Origin of the sequence: Bradyrhizobium sp. AZCC 2289 (genome assembly GCF_036924615.1) — a bacterium.
Lineage (GTDB): Bacteria > Pseudomonadota > Alphaproteobacteria > Rhizobiales > Xanthobacteraceae > Bradyrhizobium.
Map to the genome: position 1 here is coordinate 2,239,087 of NZ_JAZHRY010000001.1, position 18,219 is coordinate 2,257,305.

The 18,219-nt window shown below is 63.0% G+C and carries 26 protein-coding genes; 17 read left to right on the forward strand and 9 right to left on the reverse strand.

Annotation, left to right across the window (positions count from 1 at the left end):
* Positions 1-11 precede the first annotated feature (11 nt).
* The 4 genes from V1289_RS10915 to V1289_RS10930 all read left to right on the forward strand — a co-directional run bounded on the left by V1289_RS10915 (position 12) and on the right by V1289_RS10930 (position 3,629).
* Complete coding sequence (locus V1289_RS10915) at positions 12-410, forward strand: hypothetical protein (protein ID WP_334396952.1); 399 nt, start codon at positions 12-14, stop codon at positions 408-410.
* A 350-nt stretch (positions 411-760) separates the two neighbouring features.
* The gene (locus V1289_RS10920) at positions 761-2,293 is read left to right on the forward strand and encodes a hypothetical protein (protein WP_334396953.1); all 1,533 of its coding nucleotides are present in this window, start codon (positions 761-763) and stop codon (positions 2,291-2,293) included.
* Between the two features lie 9 nt (positions 2,294-2,302).
* Positions 2,303-2,761: a HEAT repeat domain-containing protein gene (locus V1289_RS10925; RefSeq protein WP_334396954.1), complete on the forward strand. Its 459-nt coding sequence runs from the start codon at positions 2,303-2,305 to the stop codon at positions 2,759-2,761.
* Between the two features lie 178 nt (positions 2,762-2,939).
* Entirely contained in the window at positions 2,940-3,629 is a 690-nt protein-coding gene (locus V1289_RS10930; protein WP_334396955.1) for a glutathione S-transferase C-terminal domain-containing protein, read from the forward strand.
* Between the two features lie 18 nt (positions 3,630-3,647).
* Here V1289_RS10930 and V1289_RS10935 read toward each other — a convergent pair whose 3' ends face one another.
* Positions 3,648-4,130 carry a hypothetical protein gene (locus tag V1289_RS10935; protein ID WP_334396956.1) on the reverse strand — a complete coding sequence of 161 codons (483 nt, stop codon included), beginning with the start codon at positions 4,128-4,130 and terminating at the stop codon, positions 3,648-3,650.
* A gap of 145 nt (positions 4,131-4,275) precedes the next feature.
* Here V1289_RS10935 and V1289_RS10940 point away from each other — a divergent pair, with 145 nt between their 5' ends.
* The 4 genes from V1289_RS10940 to V1289_RS10955 all read left to right on the forward strand — a co-directional run bounded on the left by V1289_RS10940 (position 4,276) and on the right by V1289_RS10955 (position 7,308).
* Positions 4,276-5,043, forward strand: coding sequence for an SDR family NAD(P)-dependent oxidoreductase (locus V1289_RS10940; RefSeq protein ID WP_334396957.1), 768 nt, complete (start codon positions 4,276-4,278; stop codon positions 5,041-5,043).
* 177 nt (positions 5,044-5,220) lie between these two features.
* Positions 5,221-5,472, forward strand: coding sequence for a helix-turn-helix domain-containing protein (locus tag V1289_RS10945; protein ID WP_334396958.1), 252 nt, complete (start codon positions 5,221-5,223; stop codon positions 5,470-5,472).
* A 56-nt stretch (positions 5,473-5,528) separates the two neighbouring features.
* Positions 5,529-6,704: a cytochrome P450 gene (locus V1289_RS10950; protein ID WP_334396959.1), complete on the forward strand. Its 1,176-nt coding sequence runs from the start codon at positions 5,529-5,531 to the stop codon at positions 6,702-6,704.
* A gap of 76 nt (positions 6,705-6,780) precedes the next feature.
* Positions 6,781-7,308 (forward strand): collagen-like protein, encoded by a 528-nt coding sequence (locus V1289_RS10955; RefSeq protein ID WP_442895984.1) that lies wholly within the window; start codon positions 6,781-6,783, stop codon positions 7,306-7,308.
* A 6-nt stretch (positions 7,309-7,314) separates the two neighbouring features.
* Here the strand turns inward: V1289_RS10955 and V1289_RS10960 are convergent, their stop codons facing one another.
* From V1289_RS10960 to V1289_RS10970, 3 genes are all read right to left on the reverse strand, one after another.
* Complete coding sequence (locus V1289_RS10960) at positions 7,315-7,644, reverse strand: hypothetical protein (RefSeq protein ID WP_442895985.1); 330 nt, start codon at positions 7,642-7,644, stop codon at positions 7,315-7,317.
* A 118-nt stretch (positions 7,645-7,762) separates the two neighbouring features.
* A complete protein-coding gene (locus V1289_RS10965; protein WP_334396962.1) occupies positions 7,763-8,005 on the reverse strand; it encodes a hypothetical protein in 243 nt (80 codons plus the stop codon).
* Between the two features lie 202 nt (positions 8,006-8,207).
* Complete coding sequence (locus tag V1289_RS10970) at positions 8,208-8,474, reverse strand: DUF2277 domain-containing protein (RefSeq protein ID WP_074278223.1); 267 nt, start codon at positions 8,472-8,474, stop codon at positions 8,208-8,210.
* A 144-nt stretch (positions 8,475-8,618) separates the two neighbouring features.
* Here V1289_RS10970 and V1289_RS10975 point away from each other — a divergent pair, with 144 nt between their 5' ends.
* The 5 genes from V1289_RS10975 (at position 8,619) to V1289_RS10995 (ending at position 11,612) form a co-directional block, all read left to right on the forward strand.
* Entirely contained in the window at positions 8,619-8,864 is a 246-nt protein-coding gene (locus tag V1289_RS10975; protein WP_334396963.1) for a DUF2188 domain-containing protein, read from the forward strand.
* Between the two features lie 139 nt (positions 8,865-9,003).
* On the forward strand, positions 9,004-10,065 hold the full coding sequence (locus tag V1289_RS10980) for an alpha/beta fold hydrolase (RefSeq protein WP_334396964.1): 1,062 nt from the start codon (positions 9,004-9,006) through the stop codon (positions 10,063-10,065).
* Positions 10,066-10,092: 27 nt separating this feature from the next.
* Entirely contained in the window at positions 10,093-10,440 is a 348-nt protein-coding gene (locus V1289_RS10985) for an MmcQ/YjbR family DNA-binding protein (RefSeq protein WP_334396965.1), read from the forward strand.
* Between the two features lie 146 nt (positions 10,441-10,586).
* The gene (locus V1289_RS10990; protein WP_334396966.1) at positions 10,587-10,940 is read left to right on the forward strand and encodes a hypothetical protein; all 354 of its coding nucleotides are present in this window, start codon (positions 10,587-10,589) and stop codon (positions 10,938-10,940) included.
* A 66-nt stretch (positions 10,941-11,006) separates the two neighbouring features.
* Positions 11,007-11,612, forward strand: coding sequence for a pyridoxamine 5'-phosphate oxidase family protein (locus tag V1289_RS10995; protein WP_334396968.1), 606 nt, complete (start codon positions 11,007-11,009; stop codon positions 11,610-11,612).
* Between the two features lie 167 nt (positions 11,613-11,779).
* Here V1289_RS10995 and bfr read toward each other — a convergent pair whose 3' ends face one another.
* The 3 genes from bfr to V1289_RS11010 all read right to left on the reverse strand — a co-directional run bounded on the left by bfr (position 11,780) and on the right by V1289_RS11010 (position 13,128).
* Positions 11,780-12,265 carry a bacterioferritin gene (gene bfr / locus V1289_RS11000; RefSeq protein ID WP_334396969.1) on the reverse strand — a complete coding sequence of 162 codons (486 nt, stop codon included), beginning with the start codon at positions 12,263-12,265 and terminating at the stop codon, positions 11,780-11,782.
* A 135-nt stretch (positions 12,266-12,400) separates the two neighbouring features.
* Complete coding sequence (locus tag V1289_RS11005; protein ID WP_334407387.1) at positions 12,401-12,658, reverse strand: (2Fe-2S)-binding protein; 258 nt, start codon at positions 12,656-12,658, stop codon at positions 12,401-12,403.
* A gap of 182 nt (positions 12,659-12,840) precedes the next feature.
* On the reverse strand, positions 12,841-13,128 hold the full coding sequence (locus tag V1289_RS11010) for a hypothetical protein (protein ID WP_334396970.1): 288 nt from the start codon (positions 13,126-13,128) through the stop codon (positions 12,841-12,843).
* Between the two features lie 182 nt (positions 13,129-13,310).
* Between V1289_RS11010 and V1289_RS11015 the strand changes: the two genes are divergently transcribed.
* A complete protein-coding gene (locus tag V1289_RS11015) occupies positions 13,311-13,616 on the forward strand; it encodes a hypothetical protein (RefSeq protein ID WP_334396971.1) in 306 nt (101 codons plus the stop codon).
* 242 nt (positions 13,617-13,858) lie between these two features.
* Positions 13,859-14,128 carry a hypothetical protein gene (locus V1289_RS11020; protein WP_334396972.1) on the forward strand — a complete coding sequence of 90 codons (270 nt, stop codon included), beginning with the start codon at positions 13,859-13,861 and terminating at the stop codon, positions 14,126-14,128.
* An 89-nt stretch (positions 14,129-14,217) separates the two neighbouring features.
* Here V1289_RS11020 and V1289_RS11025 read toward each other — a convergent pair whose 3' ends face one another.
* Positions 14,218-15,438 carry a lytic murein transglycosylase gene (locus V1289_RS11025; RefSeq protein ID WP_334407389.1) on the reverse strand — a complete coding sequence of 407 codons (1,221 nt, stop codon included), beginning with the start codon at positions 15,436-15,438 and terminating at the stop codon, positions 14,218-14,220.
* Positions 15,439-15,737: 299 nt separating this feature from the next.
* Here V1289_RS11025 and brnA point away from each other — a divergent pair, with 299 nt between their 5' ends.
* Positions 15,738-15,995 carry a type II toxin-antitoxin system BrnA family antitoxin gene (gene brnA, locus V1289_RS11035; RefSeq protein ID WP_334396975.1) on the forward strand — a complete coding sequence of 86 codons (258 nt, stop codon included), beginning with the start codon at positions 15,738-15,740 and terminating at the stop codon, positions 15,993-15,995.
* Between the two features lie 15 nt (positions 15,996-16,010).
* On the opposite strand, the gene ettA is transcribed toward brnA, so the two are convergent.
* Positions 16,011-17,660, reverse strand: a complete 1,650-nt coding sequence (gene ettA / locus V1289_RS11040) for an energy-dependent translational throttle protein EttA (protein ID WP_334396976.1) — start codon at positions 17,658-17,660, stop codon at positions 16,011-16,013.
* A gap of 254 nt (positions 17,661-17,914) precedes the next feature.
* On the opposite strand from ettA, the gene V1289_RS11045 reads away from it, so the two are divergent.
* Entirely contained in the window at positions 17,915-18,109 is a 195-nt protein-coding gene (locus V1289_RS11045) for a hypothetical protein (RefSeq protein WP_334396978.1), read from the forward strand.
* Positions 18,110-18,219 lie beyond the last annotated feature (110 nt).

The window sequence follows — 18,219 nt, forward strand, 5'->3', positions numbered from 1 at the left end:
AGAGTCGTGAGATGACAAAGATCTCCACGGTATCACTTATTTTTCTGCTCGTTTTATACGTGATCCTGTCTTTCGGTTTGAGCTATTACTACGACGACCCACATCTGGCCAACAGGATGGGGGCAAGCCTTTCCGCGATCGGCGCCCTGATGATCATTCTTCAGGTACAGCGCGAAGTTCGTTTCGAAGCGTTCAACAAGGGGGACGAAGCTGCCGCCCAACGGGGGCAGTTTGCCTCTTCGGATCGATCGCTAATAGAGAACACACGGATTCGGCGGGCGACAGAACGGCATCATCAAAGGATGCGAATTATTGTATTTATCGCGATCATGGTATTTGTCGGCGAAGTCTTGCACGGATGGGCCGATTTCATATTCGTCAAAATAGTTGGTGGCGGCCATCAGCTGTAGGACGAACGGCAAACCGCACGGCGAGACAAATCAGCGCACCCTCGTTCGCCACATTTGCATCCGCGCGTTGCGGCCCGGCGCGCTCGACGAAAATGCGGGACAAAAACCCCGCCGTTGCCCGGCAATTTTCCATCTCAGGCGCGATTTACACGCAATCTACCTGTAATTGAGCGTCGGATATCGCGAATGATCGGATAATTGCACGTATCTCTCGATAAGATCCGCGATACGACAACCTTGTTGACGTGACAAGCCGGGGCGTCGCGCGCCGTGAGCCAGTTCACTCGCTTTGAGATTGTGTTGTGCTAGCATCCCCCTCCGATCATTTGCTCTGACAATGGGAGGCGTGCATGAGCTGGCATTCATGGTTCAACGTATCCGGCGGCGCAGCGGCATTGAGATCGCCGGTTTCGGCGATCGCGCGCAATCCCAACCATCTCGACCTGTTCGTCACCGGCACCGACGGCCGCATCTACTCCACCTGGTGGGATGCGGCGAGCGGCTGGGCCAACTGGTTCAACGTCTCCGGCGGCGCCGCCGCACTGGGCTCGCCGATCACCGTGGTGGCGCGCAATCCCAATCACCTCGACCTGTTCGTCACCGGCACCGACGGCCGCATCTACTCCACCTGGTGGGATGCGAGCAGCGGCTGGGCCAACTGGTTCAACGTGTCCGGCGGCGCCGCCGCACTGGGTTCGAAGATCACCGCGGTGGCGCGCAACCCGAATCATCTCGACCTGTTCGTCACCGGCACCGATGGCCGGATCTACTCCACCTGGTGGGATGCCAGCAGCGGCTGGGCCAACTGGTTCAACGTTTCAGGCGGCGCGGCGGCGCTGGGCTCGCCGATCACGGCAATTGCGCGCAATCCCAATCACCTCGATCTGTTCGTCACCGGTACCGACGGCCGCATCTACTCGACCTGGTGGGATGCGGCGAGCGGCTGGGCCAACTGGTTCAACGTCTCCGGCGGCGCCGCGGCGCTGCGCTCGCCGATCACGGCGGTCGCCCGCAATCCGAACCATCTCGATCTGTTCGTCACCGGCACCGATGGCCGCATCTACTCCACCTGGTGGGACCAGAGCGTCGGCTGGGTGAACTGGTTCAACGTCTCCGGCGGCGCCGCAGCGCTCGGTTCGGAGATCACCGCGATCGCCCGCAATCCCAATCATCTCGATCTGTTCGTCACCGGCACCGACAGCCGCATCTATTCGACCTGGTGGGACCAGAGCAGCGGCTGGGCCAACTGGTTCAACGTCTCGGGCGGTGCTGCGGCGCTGACGTCGCCGATCACCCCGATCGCGCGCAATCCCGACCATCTCGATCTGTTCGTCACCGGCACCGACGGCCGCATCTACTCGACCTGGTGGGACCAGTCCGAGGCGGTTCGCGTTCACGTCAAGGTGCTGAGCGAACCCACCACGATCTCGCGCGCGCAGATGATGCAGTCGATGCGCGACGTCTATGCCGGCGTCGGCATCGACGTCGTGATCGCCAGCGAGGAAACGCTGAACCTGCCGCTGCTCAACGACCTCGACGTCGGCACCTGCGTGGTGGGCTCGACCACGGCAGAGCAAAACGATCTGTTCGGCCACCGCAACAATGCCGGCGCCAACGACATCTGCGTCTACTTCGTCCGCTCCACGGTGCCGCCGCTGAACGGGTGCGCCGCCCACCCGGACGGACGGCCGGCCGCGGTAATCACCTCAGTGGCCTCGCCCTGGACCATGGGTCACGAATGCGGCCATGTGCTCGGCCTCGTCCACGTCAACGATAACGATCGGCTGATGACGGGGAACGGCACCTGGAACATCACCAACCCGCCGCCCGATCTGATCCAGTCCGAGATCAACACCATGATCGCAAGCCCGCTGACCTCATAGGAGGCGTCAATGGCCACATTGGATGAAGTCCGCAAAGAGATCGACAAGGACGAGCTGGATTATCCGGAACTGGCGCTGGCGCTCGGCCCGGGCGCCTTGCCGCAGCTGCAGGCGCTGGTCGCCGAGGACGAACCGCGGATCGCCTCGAAGGCCGCCTATCTGGCCGGCCTGATCTCGGAGGGCAATGCGCACGACATCGTGGCGATGGCGGCGCGCAGCCGTCACGACGTCGTGCGGGTGGCGGCGGCCGCCGCCGCCGCCAAGCTTCCGACCCAGCATGCGGTGAGCGTCACCACACAATTGCTGAATGACTCGGAGGCCGGCGTTCGGATCAGGGCAATGAAATCGGCCGCGGCTATCGACGAACCGGCGCTTGCCGCGCGGATGAAGACCATGTCCGAACAGGACAAGGATCCCCACGTACGAAGCTACGCCACGGGCGCTTATCAGAAGATGCGGCAACAGTAAGCGCGTAGTCTCCCCGCGAAGACTTCGATCACGGCTTTAGATCAAGCTCGGGATCGGGGCCGATGAGATCAGTCTCATCGGCCTTTTTTTATGGTCCGGTTGTGCGATGGTGGGCACCGCCTTCGCTCTTCGAGCTACGGCGGACAGGCCGCTCTCCTCACCCGATGGACCGTCCCAAATGCTCACACTCTACTCCTACCCCACGCTGTTCGGCGTCGCCGACAATAACGGCTACGGCCTGAAGGTATTCGCCTTCCTGCGGCTCGCCGGCGTGCCGTTCCGGCACGAGCACATCTTCGACGCGTCGAAGGCGCCGCGCGGCCAGCTGCCCTACATCGTCGACGGCGACGATACAGTCGGCGACAGCGAGACCATCCTCGGCTACGTGACCGCAAAATACCGGCCGCCGATCGATGCCGCACTCACGACCGCGCAGCGAACCACCAACCTCCTGATCACGCGCATGCTCGACGACCTCTATTGGGTGATGTCCTATTCGCGCTGGAAGGACGAGCGCTACTGGCACGCGTTCCGCGATGCGCTGCTGCGCGAACATCCCGGCCTCACCGAAGAAGGCCTCACCAAGGCGCAGGCCTTCAATGCCCAGCGCTATTACTACCAGGGCATCGGCCGTTACGATCCCGATGCCGCGATGGCGCGCGGGCTCGCCGATCTCGGCGCGATTGCTGCGCTGATTCCGCCGCAGGGCTATGTCCATGGCGAAACGCCGACCAGCATCGACGCCGGCATCTACGGCTTCATCGCCAACATCTATTTTTACGACATCGATACCCCGCTCAAGCAATTCGTGACCGCGCACGGCAACATCGTGCGGCACTGCCGCGCGATTCACGAGGCGGTCAGCTAGCGCAAGCGGCGCGAGGCGCTAGGGGTCCTGACGCGGCTTCATCAGCGCATCCCGCGCCGCGGACAGCTCGCGAAACTCCCGCTCGTTGCCGCCGCCATCCGGATGCATGGTCTTGGCCGCGCGCTTGTAGGCTTGATGGATCTCGGTTGCCGCCAGCCGGACACCGAACGGCAATCCGAGCATCTGGCGGTAATGCTCTTCCGGCGTCAGCGTTTTTGGCGCCAAGCCGCGCTTGCCGAACCGCGGCGCGGTCAGCGTATGCAGGACATCCCTGACGAGGCTGAGTCGCCGCCGCGCGACTTCCCTGGCGCGGTGATCCGCCGAGGTGAGCGACGCATTGCGCAGGCTCGGCAGCGCCTGCGCGGCCGCCTGCCGCAGCGTCTCGTCCGCGCTGACTGCCGCGATCTCGGCGGCCAGTCGCGCCACTTCGCGATAGTCGAGCGTCGCGGCCGACCAGAACCGCTCGATGGCCGATTTCCATGCCTTGAGCTGCTGATCCATGGCATCACCGAAATTGGCATCACCAAAAATGGCATTACCGAAAATGGATGATAGCAACGCGCCGGCATGGCTTGGCGTTTCAGATTCCTCAGGTTTGAATTAGCTTGTCTGGAATCGTCTGAGAACCAAAACAGAGGAAACCCCCATGCCCCTTCTCCAAAACCACATCGCGGTCGTCACCGGCGCGGGCTCCGGCATCGGGCGCGCGATCGCGAAAGGTTATGCCGGCGAGGGCGCGCGGGTCGTGCTGCTCGACATGAACGACAAGGCGGCGGCCGACGTGGTCAGCGAGATCCGCGACGCCGGCGGCAAGGCCGAGAGCTTCGCCCTCGATGTCACCAAACGCGACGACTGCGTCGCGATGGCCAGGCAGGTCGCCGACAAGGTCGGAAAAGTCTCGATTCTGGTCAACAATGCCGGCATCGCCCGCCGCAACGGCATGCTCGGCGCGGCCGAGGCCGTGATCAACGACTGGGAAGACATCATCGCCATCAACCTGACCGGCGTCTTCAATGTCACGCATGCGTTTCTCGAGCCGTTGCGCGCCGCCAAGGGACGCATCGTCAATATCGGCTCGATCCAGTCGTTCGTGCATCTGCGCACGCCCAGTTCCCCGGCCTATACCGCCTCGAAGCACGGCGTGCTCGGCTTCACCAAGGCGCTCGCCGCCGAACTCGGCAAGGATGGCGTGCGCGTCAATGCGATCGGCCCGGGTTTCATCGAAACGCCGCTGAACGAGAAGATGCGCGCCAGCAATCCGGCGCTTGTGCAGGTCTTCATGGACCACACCCCGCTCGGCCGCCCCGGCAAGCCGGAGGACATCGTCGGTCCCGCGATCTTCCTCGCCTCGGATCTCTCCGCCTATGTCAGCGGCACGATCGTGATGGTGGATGGCGGCTACCGGACGATCTGAGGTTGCGTGGCGAGCGGCAATCGTGGCGAATTCTGGGTATTCCTCGGGCCTTATGGGCCCCTCAGCCCTGCGTTAAGAACTTGTTAACCGACTCCGCCCACGGTCGCACTTGCTTGGGGTAGTTGGTTCCGATGTTTCCGCTTCAGCGCAGAAGCGGGCGTTGATCGGGAGGTGTTCATGTCACATGCGTCCACGCTGGTCGCGCCGGAAACTCCGGCGCCTTCGTTGGCCCTCAATGAAGTCGTCCCATTGCTGATCGGCTCTACCGTCGAAGAGATTGAGCGCGAGCTCGTGCTGCAAACGCTGGCGCGTTGCGACGGAAACCGGACGCGCGCCGCGCGCGTGCTCGGGTTTTCGGTGCGCACCCTGCGCAACAAGATCAGGCTGTATTCGGCCGACGGAATCGACGTGCCCGCGCATTGTGATTAGGCTGGCGCCAGCCGGGCGGGAAGTCCCGGATGGGGCGAATCCCCAGGGGCAGCCGCATGTCTAACGCGCCGCATTACGAGATCGACGTCCAGAAGTTCTGGGCCGATCCCTATCCGGATCTGGCCAGGATGCGGAAACAGGCGCCGATCGCCTTCGTGCCGCAGCTCGGTTCCACCGTCTTCACGCGGCGCGACGATATCTTCAGCCAGGAGAAGCGCATCGACGTGTTCTCCTCGCATCAGCCGGCGGGCCTGATGAATGTGCTGATGGGCCACAACATGATGCGCAAGGACGGCGACGCGCATATGTCGGAACGGGCGGCGATGTTTCCCGCAGTGTCGCCGCGCACCGTGCGCGATACCTGGATCCGGCAGTTCAAAGCCCACGCCGACCGTATCCTCGACGAACTGGCGCCGGCCGGAAGCGGCGATCTCTGCAAGGCGTTCGCGCTGCCGCTGTCGGCCGAATGCCTCAAGGACGTCACCGGGCTGACCAACATGCGCTTTGAGGACATGGACGCCTGGTCGCAGGCGATGATCGACGGCATCGCCAATTACACCGGCGACAGCCAGGTCGAGGCGCGCTGCCATGCCGCCACCGCCGGAATCGATGCGGCGATCGACGACATGATTCCGGTGGTGACGAAGCACCCGAACACCTCGATCCTCAGCGTGCTCCTGGCCGCGGGCCAGCCGATGCAAAGCATTCGCGCCAACATCAAGCTCGCGATTTCGGGCGGGCAGAACGAACCGCGCGACGCCATTTCCGGCACGGTCTGGGCACTGCTGACGCATCCGGACCAGCTCGCGCTGGCGCGCGAGGGCGGCGCGACATGGCTCGACGTGTTCGAGGAATATGCGCGCTGGATCGCGCCGATCGGGATGTCACCGCGCCGGGTCGCCAAGCCCTGGTCCTATGGCGGCGTCGATTTCGAACCTGAGGATCGCGTGTTCTTCATGTTCGGCTCGGCCAATCGCGACGAAGCCTGCTTTGGCGATCCCGACCGTTTCGACATCACGCGCGATACCGCCAAGAGCATCGCCTTCGGCGCCGGCCCGCATTACTGCGCCGGCGCCTTTGCCTCCCGCGCCATGGTCGCGGACGTCGCCCTGCCCGGCATCTTCGCGCGGCTGAAGGGCTTGCGGCTCGACCCCGGCGAGCCAGTGCGGATCGGCGGCTGGGCGTTTCGCGGGCGGCTCAATCTGCCGGTGAAATGGGACGTGGACTGTTGATCCCGTGCAAAAGCACCTGCCGCGCAATTGAAGCCGTCATCCAACGTCTGCTAAAAACGGCTTCAATTCGCGGAGCATGCCATTGGCCGACGACACATCACCCCGGCAGGGACGAGCGGGACCGCAAGGCCCGCGCGACCGTGCGGGCGAACCGGGACGTCCGGGACCCCAGGGTCATCCTGGAAAACGCGGCCCTGATGGCGCGCGCGGCAAACCGGGGCCGCAGGGCAAGGCCGGTTCGCAGGGCGCGCCCGGCCCACAAGGCAAGCCCGGCCCGCAAGGAAAACCCGGCCCGCAAGGCGCACGAGGCGACGCCGGCCCGCAGGGCAAGCCCGGGTCGCAAGGCCCGGCCGGTCCGCGCGGCGAGGCCGGTCCGCCCGGCCAATTACCGTCGATCGAACAGATCATGCCGTGGCTGCACCTGGTGTTCGATGCCTGGGAAGATCACCGGCACATGCGCGAGCTTGAGGCCGCCGAACGCGAAGCCGCCGTACGCGAGGCGCTGACGGAGGCCGAGCCTGTCGACGACCCCTCCGGGGATCCGGAAGATGACGACGGCGATCGCAAGAAAAAGAAGAAGCACCGGCGCAAGGACAAGAAGTAGACGCGCTTACGGATGCGGCGCGGCGTTGCGGACCTTGCCGAAATAATTGGCGAGGTACAATGCCATTGCCAGCGCGCCAGTCAGCGCCGCGACACACAGCGTCCACGGCGGCGGCCATCGCTCGGGAAGGAAGCTTTGCAGCAGCACGCCGCCGATGGCGAGATTGATGAACCCCCAGATCACGTTCAGCACGGCGGAGGATTCGCCGATGCCGCGCGGCGACGCGAACGGCGTCTGAAACCGGTTGCCGCAAACGCCCTGCACGACGTGCGGAATGGCGTTGACGAGAAACGCGCCGGCGAAAAACCAGCCGACGTAGGCATACCAGACCATCAACAGCCTCTCCGGTCCCGGCTTAATCGCGCGGACATTCCTTGTAGCCGAATTTATCGATGATCATACTGCCCGGAATGGCATGAAAAGCCAGTGCCCAAAAAGACCTCCCGCCACGAACCTAACAGCGATGGGCGCGGCGCCATTGTGCCGGCTTAACGGGACCATCGTGCGGCGGCAACAGGCGGATCAATTGAAGTAACCAGCGCATGGCGTAGTACCACGCCGAGCCCGCGAGAGCGCCGCAGACGACCAGCATGACGATGTTGGCGCGATCGACCGGTTCGTTCGCCCACAGCATCCAGCCGGTCCACATTACCGCGAAGGCGAGCGAGCACAGTTTGAGCTGGGTTGTCCGGTTCATGGCGCTTCTCCGATGGCTGCGACGAGATGCCATCATGCACGCCAGCGCCGAGCCGTACTGTGAGATACGTCACGTTGAGCGCGGAGAAAATTTCGGAGCCTGGATATCATCGCGCCGTTGCGTTGCGTCGCGATGCCAGCATCAGTCCGGCAAGACTATCAGCAAGCCGGGATCGACCTGGCAGACACCGCAAAGACGCGCGTCATCCGAATCTCGCCCGCGACCGCTCCCGCGCCTTCTCGGCCTCGACCTCGCGATCTCGCGCCGGCGCATTGGTCTGAAGCGACGCCAGCAAACGCCGGGCGGAATCGGAGACCTCGGAAACGGCACGGTTGAACGCTTCGGCATTAGCCTGGGACGGTGAATTGAACCCGGAAAGCTTGCGCACGAACTGCAGTGCAGAGGCATGGATTTCGGCCGGCGTCGCTGGCGGTTCGAAATTGAACAACGTCTTGATGTTGCGGCACATGGTATTCTCCTGAAGCCCGGGCGGCGGGCGGATCGCTTTCCCAAGGACGATCAGCCCATGCAAATTGCGACATCCTGGCCTATTCTGTCATAGAATAGGCCCTGCGTTCACCCCGGTTTCCAGTACCAGGAAGCGAGTTCCCCGATGAGCCATGTCACCTACAAGATCGTCGAGCACGACGGCGGCTGGGCTTACACCGTTGATGGGGTGTTCTCGGAACCGTTCGCGACGCACGCCGCGGCGCTGGCTGCCGCCCGACGCGTGGCCGCCGAGCAGCGCGTGCCCGGCCGCACCGAAGCGATCGAATACGAGACTGCGGACGGCAAATGGCACACCGAGACCGCCGCCGGCAACGACCGCCCGGAGACTGACGTCGAGGACAAGGCGTAATATTCCCCGCTCCGGTTGCGCCCTTCCAAAAATTTTCCGCAGGTCCGCCAATGCTTCGTTCTCGGCTCCGTTTTCCCGACATGATAGGCTTGTCCCCAAGAGGCCCCGGCAAGGCGGCCGATGCACTGGGAGAAACGTCATGGAATTGCTGCGGGCGGCGCTGTGCGCCGCATTTATTTTGACCTCGTTCGCCGCCGTCGCGGCCGATTATCCAGCGCCGAAGCAGGGCGACTGGATCGCCCGGGATTTCAAGTTCCACACCGGCGAGACCATGCCGGAGTTGCGGCTGCATTATACGACCGTGGGCGAACCCACCGGCCAGCCGGTGCTGGTGCTGCACGGTTCGGGCGGCGATGCGTCGCGGATGCTGACGGCGGAATTCGCCGGCCAGTTGTTCGGGCCGGGCCAGCCGCTCGATGCGTCGAAATATTACATCATCATCCCGGACGGCATCGGCCACGGCAAATCGTCAAAGCCGTCCGACGGCATGAAGACGGCGTTTCCGAAGTACGATTATAACGACATGGTCGACGCGCATTACCGCCTGGTCACCGAGGGCCTCGGCGTCAAGCATTTGCGGCTCGTGATCGGCAATTCGATGGGCGGCATGCATACCTGGATCTGGGGCGTGCGCTATCCGCAGATGATGGATGCCTTGGTGCCGATGGCGTCGCAGCCGACCGCGATGGCGGCCCGCAACTGGATGCTGCGGCGGATGATGCTCGAGACCATCCGCAACGACCCCGACTACAACTCAGGCAACTACACCGCGCAGCCGCGGATGATGAAATACGCCATCAACGCCTACGGCATTGCGACCGGCGGCGGCACGCTCGGCTATCAGACGCTGGCGCCGACGGCGGCCCAGGCCGACAAGATGGTCGACGAACGGCTGGCGACTGCCGTCACCGCGGATGCCAACGACTACATCTATCAGTGGGAAGCCTCGCACGACTACGATCCGTCCGCCGGGATGGAGAAGATCGCGGCCACGTTGCTGGCGATCAATGCCGCCGACGACGAACGCAATCCGCCGGAAACCGGCATCACCGACGCGGCGATCAAGCGCATCAAGAACGGCAAGCTCTATCTGATCCCCGCCAGCACCGAGACGCGCGGCCATCTCACCACCGGCAACGCCAGATTCTACAGCCGGCAGCTGCAGGAATTGCTGCAGATCGCGCCACAGCGGACGATGTGAGCCGACGCGACCCAAACTGAGCACACAATGTCGCAACACCGTTTCCGCCGCGTCGCGCTCGGGCTGCCCGGGGCGATCGAAGGCGCCCATCAGGGCCACGCCGACTTCCGCGTCGGCAAGCGCATCTTCGCCACGCTCGGCTATCCCGACGACAACTGGGGCATGGTGAAGCTGACGCCGGAGCAGCAGTCCATGCTGATCGAGGCCGAGCCTGAAATCTTCCGCCCGGTGCCGGGCGGATGGGGCAGAGGCGGCAGCACCAATGTGCGGCTTGCGAAGGCCGGTCCGGTGACGCTGCAAAGCGCGCTGATCATGGCGTGGCAGAACATCGCGCCCCAATCGCTCGCGAAACCGCGCGCGAAGCACAAGGCCTGATTTTCGCACCGCATCAATTTTTCATCGGCCGCGGCGCTCATTTTTTGAGCGTGCATCCGCATCCCGGCTCGGGCCTAATCGCATTCCGGATTCGTCGTCATGACGCGCGACGCGGCGCCCGACGATGCGGCAATGTGGAGGATCGAATGCGAAGACTGGCGCATATCGTTTTGCTTGCCTGTCTGTCCACGCTGGGAAACGCGGCGATCGCCTTCGACAATGGTCAATACGAGAACGTGCCGCCCGACATCCGCGCCTGGTTCAAGAGCGTGATGGCGCCGAACGGTGTGCCGTGTTGCGATATCTCCGACGGCCATAAGACCGAATATGATTTCCGCGACGGCGCCTATTGGGTTCCGATCGAGGGTCAGTGGATGGCGGTGCCCGAGCGCGCCATCATCCGCGATCGCGGCAATCCGGTCGGCGAAGCCGTGGTGTGGTACGTGCACCACCGCGGCAGCATCATCATCAGCTGTTTCGTGCCGGCGGACGCAGTTTAGATGGCGTCGAGATGACGCCGTCGGCGCTTGCTGATACTCTGGCCGAAACCTGACCGGAGGCCCTCCTTGACCGACCTTGCTCCTTGCGACCTTGCCTCGATCTATCCAAAACCCACCGAGCGCGTGATCGCGAAGGCGCGGCCGGAAATCGACGTCCATGCGAAAAACTTTATCGCGATGTCGCCGTTCTGCGTGCTTGCGACGTCGGGCTCCGACGGCAGCGTCGATGCTTCGCCGCGCGGCGGCAATCCCGGCTTTGTCCACGTCGCCGGGCCGAACGCGCTGCTGATGCCGGATCGTTCCGGCAACAACCGCATCGACAGTTTTCGCAACATCGTCGAGGGAAGCGGCTTCGTGCAGTTGATCTTCTTCGTGCCCGGGATCGACGAGACGCTGCGCGTCGGCGGCAAGGGCAAGGTGTCGGCGGATCCAGACCTGCTGGCGTCGATGGTGGAGTTCGGCAAACCGCCGCGCGCGGTGTTGCGGATCGACGTGCACGAGGCCTATTTCCACTGCGGCAAGGCGCTGATGCGCTCAAAATTGTGGTCGGCGGATACGCGGGTCGAACGCACGGTCATGCCCAGCATCAGCCAAGTGATCCACGACCAGACCCACCTCGGCGAGCCGGAAGAGCAGGCCGTGGTCGAGGCGCGTTACAAGACGCAGTTGTGAGCGCGCAATTCCCCGCTGCTCCAAAGCTGGTCGTCGTCCCCCGCGAAAGCGGGGGATCCAGTACGCCGCGGCTTTTCCGGCTCAATCACTGACGTCTCTGGAATACTGGATCGCCCGCTTTCGCGGGGCGATGACAGCATTGGGCGTTGCATGAACTTCTAGTCTAGCTAGTGCTCGCTCTCGAGCCCGCCGACGTGCTTCTGGGTGTAGAGCTCGAGCCCGATGCGCTTGATCAGATCGAGCTGGGTTTCGAGGAAGTCGATGTGATGCTCCTCGTCCTTCATCAGGCTTTCGAACAGATCACGCGAGACGTAGTCCTTGACGCCATGGCAGTAGGTCGCGCCTTCCTGGTAGAGCGCGCGCGCGGCGATCTCCGAGTCCAGATCGCATTGGATGATTTCCTTGACGTTCTGGCCGATGCGCAGGGGATCGAGCACCTGCATGTTGGGGAAGCCGTCGAGAAACAGGATCCGGTCGGTGAACTTGTCGGCGTGCTCCATCTCCTCGATGGATTCCTTGCGCCAGACCTTGGCCATTTCTAACAGGCCCCAATTGTTCAGGAGCCGATAGTGCAGCCAATACTGGCTGATGGCGGTGAGTTCGCTGCGCAGGCCCTTGTTGAGATAATCGATGACTTTTGGGTCGCCCTGCATGGTGCACTCCGGGTTTTGAGGCTAAAACGAGCCTGAAGTATTGTTTAGAACGCTTCTAAGTCAGTTCAGAGACAAGGGCAACCGGTCCCGGAGCAAAGCGTTGGGAACGGCGAAATCCGACAGATTCAGGGATTTTCAGTAGGCCGCGAGTGCGAAGTCGTGGGCGGGTTCGTCGTTCGCAGCGGTATGCGGACAGCCGGAGCAGCAGGCCTTGGCACAGGGACCGAGCGCCTCGTCGATGATGGTCTTGATGGTACGCGCGCACCGGCCGCATTCCGCGCTGCAGCCGAGGCAACCATAAATCTGCTTCGCATTGCGCGGCAGCTCCCCGGCGGCGACCACGGCATTGCGGACATCGTGGTCGCTGAGGACGTTACAGGAACAAACAATCATAGAGACGGCAGGCCCATCGGTGATGCTCAACTCACAGATATTGAACGCCGGGACGGGATGCAAAAGGAAAAACCTCACTTTCAAGCAATTCCAAAGTGATGGCTAAAGCAGTTTGGAACGGGTCTAAAAAACCCTTGCGCCGCAGGCATCAAACGCGGATCTGCCGATCTGACAGGGTAGCGTCAATCGCCTCCGCCACCACCGTCGCCACCCCCACCGCCGCCATCGCCGCCTCCGCTATCCCCGCCGCCGGAGTCGCCCGATGGGCCCGAATGGTCGGAAGTGGAATTGTCGGCGCCGAACCAGTTGAGGCTATGCCAGCCGGCGCCGGAATCGTAGCTCGCCCCGTCGGCCGAGCCGTCGCCAGCCGGGCTGCGTCGCGCGCTTCGGCTCTGCACCCGGTTCATCAGCAGATAGCAAATCAGCGATGTGCCGCCGACCGCGATCACGAATGCCGTCATCCCGCTCATCTGGATCCTCTCGGCGGGTGGCCGAAAAACCGCCGTTTTGCACCGCAAAAGCGCCTAACCACCACCGACATTCGTCGCCAAATGAGGCACCGCCGTTCATTGATCATTCAAGAGAAATGTGGAACTTTCACTGCGACGGACCGCTTATCGCAGTCCTTTGCTCCCACGAGAGAGGTGAGGCCATGAAGAAGACATTGGTGGCACTTGCTGCCGTCGCCACGCTGGCGATTTCGGCTGTGGCGGTCCCCGCCCCTGCCCAGGCGCAACGCGGCGTAGCTGCGGGTGTCGCCGCAGGCTTGATCGGCGGCGCCATCGTCGGCGGCGCGATCGCATCGCAGAACGGCTACTACGGCCCCGGCTATGGCTATTATGGCGGCCCGGCCTATGTCGCCGATCCCGGCTATTACGGGCCGCCCTGCGTCTGGCAGCGCCAGCGCTTCTGGGACGGCTACGGCTGGCGGGTTCGCAACGTCAGGGTTTGCGACTGATCCCGTTCACCTTCATTAAATCGACATTAAATCGACGGCAGCGTCCCGAGAAACCATTGGTTTTCCGGGACGTATGCCTGTTGCGGCCTGAAAAAACCGTTTTTTCCGCCCATCAGGCCATGACGTTTACTTTCGGTTGACTGTTGTGCGCTTTTTGGCGAGACGGCCAGTTCGAAACCAGCGTGCGAGTTACCTTAAACCCGGCGTCGGCTGAAGGCGCCATCTCCAGGAGAGCCCTAGACATGAAGAAGACATTTGCTGCCTTCGTCGCGGTCGCAACGATCGCCGCGTCGCTCGCCGCGACACCCGCCAGCGCCCAGCGTGGCGTTGCCGCAGGCGTGGCAGCCGGCCTGATCGGCGGCGCGATCGTCGGTGGCGCGATCGCCTCCAGCCGCCCGGCCTATGGCGGCCCGGTGTATGTGGAAGAAGCTCCCCCGCCCTGCCGCATGGTTCGCGAGCGCTATTGGGATGGTTACGGCTGGCGTTTCCGCCGCGTCGAGTACTGCAACTGATCTGACCGACCGGCGCGAAACCTACGCGCCTTGATTTCAAGCCCGGCCGAGATTTCGGCCGGGTTTTTCTTTTGCGCTCGTCGCCTGGCTCAGCGTGCCGCACCGAGCGAACGCAGCACCGCGTCGCTCGGCCAGCAATCGACCTTCAGGCCGGCGGACTTCTGATATGCCCCCAACGCCGCGCGGGTCTGCATGCCGGCCTTGCCGTCGAGCTTGTCCTTGTAGAGACCGATCTGCGTCAGATGGCGCTGCATGGCTTCGACATCTTTGGTGCGCATCTGGGACGACGCCGACCACGGCGTCGCGAACGGCAGCGGACTCAGCATGCGGTCGCTGAGATGACCGACGAACAGCACATACAGATCGGAAAAATTATATTCCTTGATGACGAAGTAATTCTGCGTGGTCAGGAAGGCCGGGCCGTAGATGCCCTCGGGCTGCAGCAGCGAGGCCGGCTGCGCCTGTTCGGCCGCGCTCAACTTTTGTCCGCGCACCGGCACGAAGCCCGCGCGCAGCCATTCGCCAAGCGGTTTCGTCACTTCAGGCACACCCATGGTGCAGTCGACATTGGCAGGCGCGCGCACTTCATAGGCCCAGCGCACGCCCCTCTGCCATCCCTTGTTGACAAGTTGCTGTGCTGCGGAGGCGAGCGCGTCCGGCACCGAATGCCAGATGTCGACGCGGCCGTCGCCGTCGAAATCGACGCCATGCTTGTAGTATTCGGACGGAAGAAATTGCGTGAGGCCGGTGGCGCCGGCCCAGGACGAGCGCATGTCCTTGCGCGTCACCGCCCCCTCGCCGAGGATTTTTAGCGCCAGGATGAATTCGGTGCGGTATTGATCCTTGCGGCGGCCGACATAGGCCTGCGTCGCAACCACCCGCAGCGTGTCGTAGGGCAGCGTGTAACGGCCAAAGTCGGTTTCACGGCCCCAGATCGCGAGCACGACCGACGCCGGCACGCCGAAACGGGATTCGATCTCGGTCAGCGCGGCGCGATGCTTCGCCATCAATCGCTGCCCCTCCGCCGCCAGCCGCGCGATTGAGGCTTCCCTGACGTAATCGGCCGGCACCTGCACGAACTCGGCCTGCGACGGCGCGCCGGTCGCGGGCCGTCCCGGCAGGATCAGGTCGGGCAATTTGTAGTCGGGCTCGAGCCCGCGGGTCTCGGCATCGAAGGTCGCGCGCGACACGCCGGCCGCTTGCGCCTCCGGCCATAGCGAGGCGGTGAACTGGGTGAAGGCGGCATCGGCGGCGCGGGCGGGAGAGTTGAGCGCCAGCACCAGGAGCAGCAGGCCAAGAGCCGATGTGATACGGACGTTCAACAGCCCGCTCACGCGTCCGTCAGATCGAGGCGTCGTTCAATTCTCTCGATGCGTACGTCCATCCGATCAAGTCGATTCGACATACTGGCATATTGATTCTCAAGATTTCCGACGCGCTGCTTGATCTCGCGAATGTCGTCGCGCACGTCATCAATCGCGCCGCGAATATGACGCAGATGCTCAAGAACAATGTTGTCGGGCTCAGTCATAGTATGAGATTATCACAAGCGCTGATCATTGTGAACTATGCCGACCGAGGCCGACCAACGGGGGATCGGGGGAAGACTGTGAAGAAGCCAAAACCACGTCCCGCCTTCAAGACCGAAGCCGAGGAGCGGAAATTCCGGGAGACGCACGACTCCAGCGATTACGTCGACTGGAGCAAAGCCGGGCGTGTGCGCTTTCCAAACTTGAAGCCGTCCACCACAGCGATCTCAATTCGTCTGCCACTGGGCCTTCTGGAGCAGATCAAGATCGCCGCCAACAAGCGCGACGTGCCGTATCAGTCGCTCATCAAGATGTGGCTGGCGGAGAAGGTGGGATAGCTCAGATCAACGAGCTCACCGCGTCAGCTTCTTGTACTTCACCCGATGCGGGATGATGCTGTCCTGTCCGAGCCTGCGCATCTTGTCTTTCTCATAGTCCTGGAAATTGCCTTCGAACCATTCGACATGGCTGTCGCCTTCGAAGGCCAGGATGTGGGTGGCGATGCGGTCGAGGAACCAGCGGTCATGGCTGATGATGACGGCGCAGCCGGCAAAATCCTCCAGCGCCTCTTCCAGCGCGCGCAGCGTGTCGACGTCGAGGTCGTTGGTCGGCTCGTCGAGCAGCAGCACGTTGGCGCCGGATTTCAGCATTTTGGCCAGATGCACGCGGTTGCGCTCGCCGCCTGACAGGGAGCCTACCTTCTTCTGCTGATCGGCGCCCTTGAAGTTGAACGACGAGCAATAACCGCGCGAGTTGACTTCGCGCTTGCCGAGCAGGATCAACTCGTTGCCGCCGGATATCTCCTCCCACACGTTCTTCTTGCCGTCGAGATCGTCGCGCGACTGGTCGACGTAGCCGAGATGCACGCTCTCGCCGACGGTGATCGAGCCCTTGTCCGGGGTTTCCTGCTTGGTGATCATCCGGAACAGCGTGGTCTTGCCGGCGCCGTTGGGGCCGATCACGCCGACGATGCCGCCCGGCGGCAGCTTGAAGGTAAGATTGTCGATCAACTCGCGATCGCCAAAGCCTTTGCTGAGGCCTTCGAAGTCGACCACGTTCTGGCCGAGCCGCTCGGCCACGGGAATCGTGATCTGCGCGGTCTGGTTCTGCTTCTCGCTGGCCTGCTTCAGCAGGTCCTCGTAGCGCTGGTAGCGCGCCTTGGACTTGGCCTGGCGCGCCTTGGGCGAGGACGCGATCCATTCCTGCTCGCGCGCCAGCGTCTTCTGATGCGCGGCGTCCTCGCGGCCTTCCTGCTCAAGCCGCTTCTGCTTCTGCACCAGCCAGGACGAATAATTGCCCTCGTAGGGAATGCCCTTGCCGCGGTCGAGTTCGAGGATCCAGCCGGTGACATTGTCGAGGAAGTAGCGGTCATGGGTCACGATCAGGATCGCGCCGGGATAATTGCGCAAATGGCCTTCCAGCCACGACACCGACTCGGCGTCGAGATGGTTGGTCGGTTCGTCCAGCAGCAGCAGTTCCGGCTGGTCGAGCAGCAATTTGCAGAGCGCGACGCGGCGGCGCTCGCCGCCCGAAAGTTTCGTCACATCGGAATCGTCGGGCGGGCAACGCAGCGCGTCCATCGCCTGATCGACCTTGCTGTCGAGATCCCAGAGGCCTGCGGCCTCGATCTCGTCCTGCAGCTTGGTCATCTCGTCGGCGGTCTCTTCCGAATAGTTCATCGCCAGTTCGTTGTAGCGGTCGAGGATCGCCTTCTGCTTGGCAACGCCGAGCATGACGTTTTCGCGCACCGTCTTGGTGGCGTCGAGATGCGGTTCCTGTTCGAGGTAGCCGACCCGGGCGCCCTCGGCGACCCATGCCTCGCCGTTATATTCCTTGTCGAGGCCGGCCATGATCCGCAGCAGCGTCGACTTGCCTGAGCCGTTGACGCCGAGCACGCCGATCTTGGCGTCCGGGTAGAACGAGAGATGGACGTTATCGAGCACCTTCCGGGTCGGATAGCTCTTGGTCAAACCCTGCATGAAATAGACGAACTGACGGGCCATCGAATCCCCTGGAAACCGTTGGATTTATCGGAAATTTGCTGCCGCTGATGTAGCGGCGCGGCCCCCAAAGGGCAACCGCGGGGGCGTGTTTTCCATCCGTTCACCACGGATGAATACGGGATGGACACCATGTGTGCGCCAAATCACGCTAATTGAAACTAACTTTTAATTAATGAGGCGAAAACTCGTTTTCACGACGTCCAACAGTGCGTCCAAGGCGGCAAAAGCCGCGGTGAAAACAGAGGTCTCGCGTCATGGCTACGATCACTTCGGCATCCGTTTCGCACCCGGCGACCGGCCGCGATGGACTGGTCAGGCTGTTCGCCGAATTCCGCGCCTTCTGGCGCCAGTTCTTCGCCCGGGCGTTCAACCCCTATCGGCCGGAACTGCACTATATGCGCGGCCCCGGCCCCGCCTGGCGCGCCAAGCACAAGGCCCGTTCGGGCTGACCTTCCCGGATATTTGAGGCAAGTCTCCTTTTAAGTCCGCTTGCGCGCCTGCCGATTGCGCGCAACCATGGCGACCTTTCCCCGACGGCTCTTTCCCGCCGTCATCCTCG

Coding starts and splice junctions, on each gene's coding strand:
- V1289_RS10915 (WP_334396952.1), top strand. CDS start 12: ATGACAAAGATCTCCACGGTATCACTTATTTTTCTGCTCGTTTTATAC.
- V1289_RS10920 (WP_334396953.1), top strand. CDS start 761: ATGAGCTGGCATTCATGGTTCAACGTATCCGGCGGCGCAGCGGCATTG.
- V1289_RS10925 (WP_334396954.1), top strand. CDS start 2,303: ATGGCCACATTGGATGAAGTCCGCAAAGAGATCGACAAGGACGAGCTG.
- V1289_RS10930 (WP_334396955.1), top strand. CDS start 2,940: ATGCTCACACTCTACTCCTACCCCACGCTGTTCGGCGTCGCCGACAAT.
- V1289_RS10935 (WP_334396956.1), bottom strand. CDS start 4,130: ATGGATCAGCAGCTCAAGGCATGGAAATCGGCCATCGAGCGGTTCTGG.
- V1289_RS10940 (WP_334396957.1), top strand. CDS start 4,276: ATGCCCCTTCTCCAAAACCACATCGCGGTCGTCACCGGCGCGGGCTCC.
- V1289_RS10945 (WP_334396958.1), top strand. CDS start 5,221: ATGTCACATGCGTCCACGCTGGTCGCGCCGGAAACTCCGGCGCCTTCG.
- V1289_RS10950 (WP_334396959.1), top strand. CDS start 5,529: ATGTCTAACGCGCCGCATTACGAGATCGACGTCCAGAAGTTCTGGGCC.
- V1289_RS10955 (WP_442895984.1), top strand. CDS start 6,781: ATGCCATTGGCCGACGACACATCACCCCGGCAGGGACGAGCGGGACCG.
- V1289_RS10965 (WP_334396962.1), bottom strand. CDS start 8,005: ATGAACCGGACAACCCAGCTCAAACTGTGCTCGCTCGCCTTCGCGGTA.
- V1289_RS10970 (WP_074278223.1), bottom strand. CDS start 8,474: ATGTGCCGCAACATCAAGACGTTGTTCAATTTCGAACCGCCAGCGACG.
- V1289_RS10975 (WP_334396963.1), top strand. CDS start 8,619: ATGAGCCATGTCACCTACAAGATCGTCGAGCACGACGGCGGCTGGGCT.
- V1289_RS10980 (WP_334396964.1), top strand. CDS start 9,004: ATGGAATTGCTGCGGGCGGCGCTGTGCGCCGCATTTATTTTGACCTCG.
- V1289_RS10985 (WP_334396965.1), top strand. CDS start 10,093: ATGTCGCAACACCGTTTCCGCCGCGTCGCGCTCGGGCTGCCCGGGGCG.
- V1289_RS10990 (WP_334396966.1), top strand. CDS start 10,587: ATGCGAAGACTGGCGCATATCGTTTTGCTTGCCTGTCTGTCCACGCTG.
- bfr (WP_334396969.1), bottom strand. CDS start 12,265: ATGCAGGGCGACCCAAAAGTCATCGATTATCTCAACAAGGGCCTGCGC.
- V1289_RS11005 (WP_334407387.1), bottom strand. CDS start 12,658: ATGATTGTTTGTTCCTGTAACGTCCTCAGCGACCACGATGTCCGCAAT.
- V1289_RS11010 (WP_334396970.1), bottom strand. CDS start 13,128: ATGAGCGGGATGACGGCATTCGTGATCGCGGTCGGCGGCACATCGCTG.
- V1289_RS11015 (WP_334396971.1), top strand. CDS start 13,311: ATGAAGAAGACATTGGTGGCACTTGCTGCCGTCGCCACGCTGGCGATT.
- V1289_RS11020 (WP_334396972.1), top strand. CDS start 13,859: ATGAAGAAGACATTTGCTGCCTTCGTCGCGGTCGCAACGATCGCCGCG.
- ettA (WP_334396976.1), bottom strand. CDS start 17,660: ATGGCCCGTCAGTTCGTCTATTTCATGCAGGGTTTGACCAAGAGCTAT.
- V1289_RS11045 (WP_334396978.1), top strand. CDS start 17,915: ATGGCTACGATCACTTCGGCATCCGTTTCGCACCCGGCGACCGGCCGC.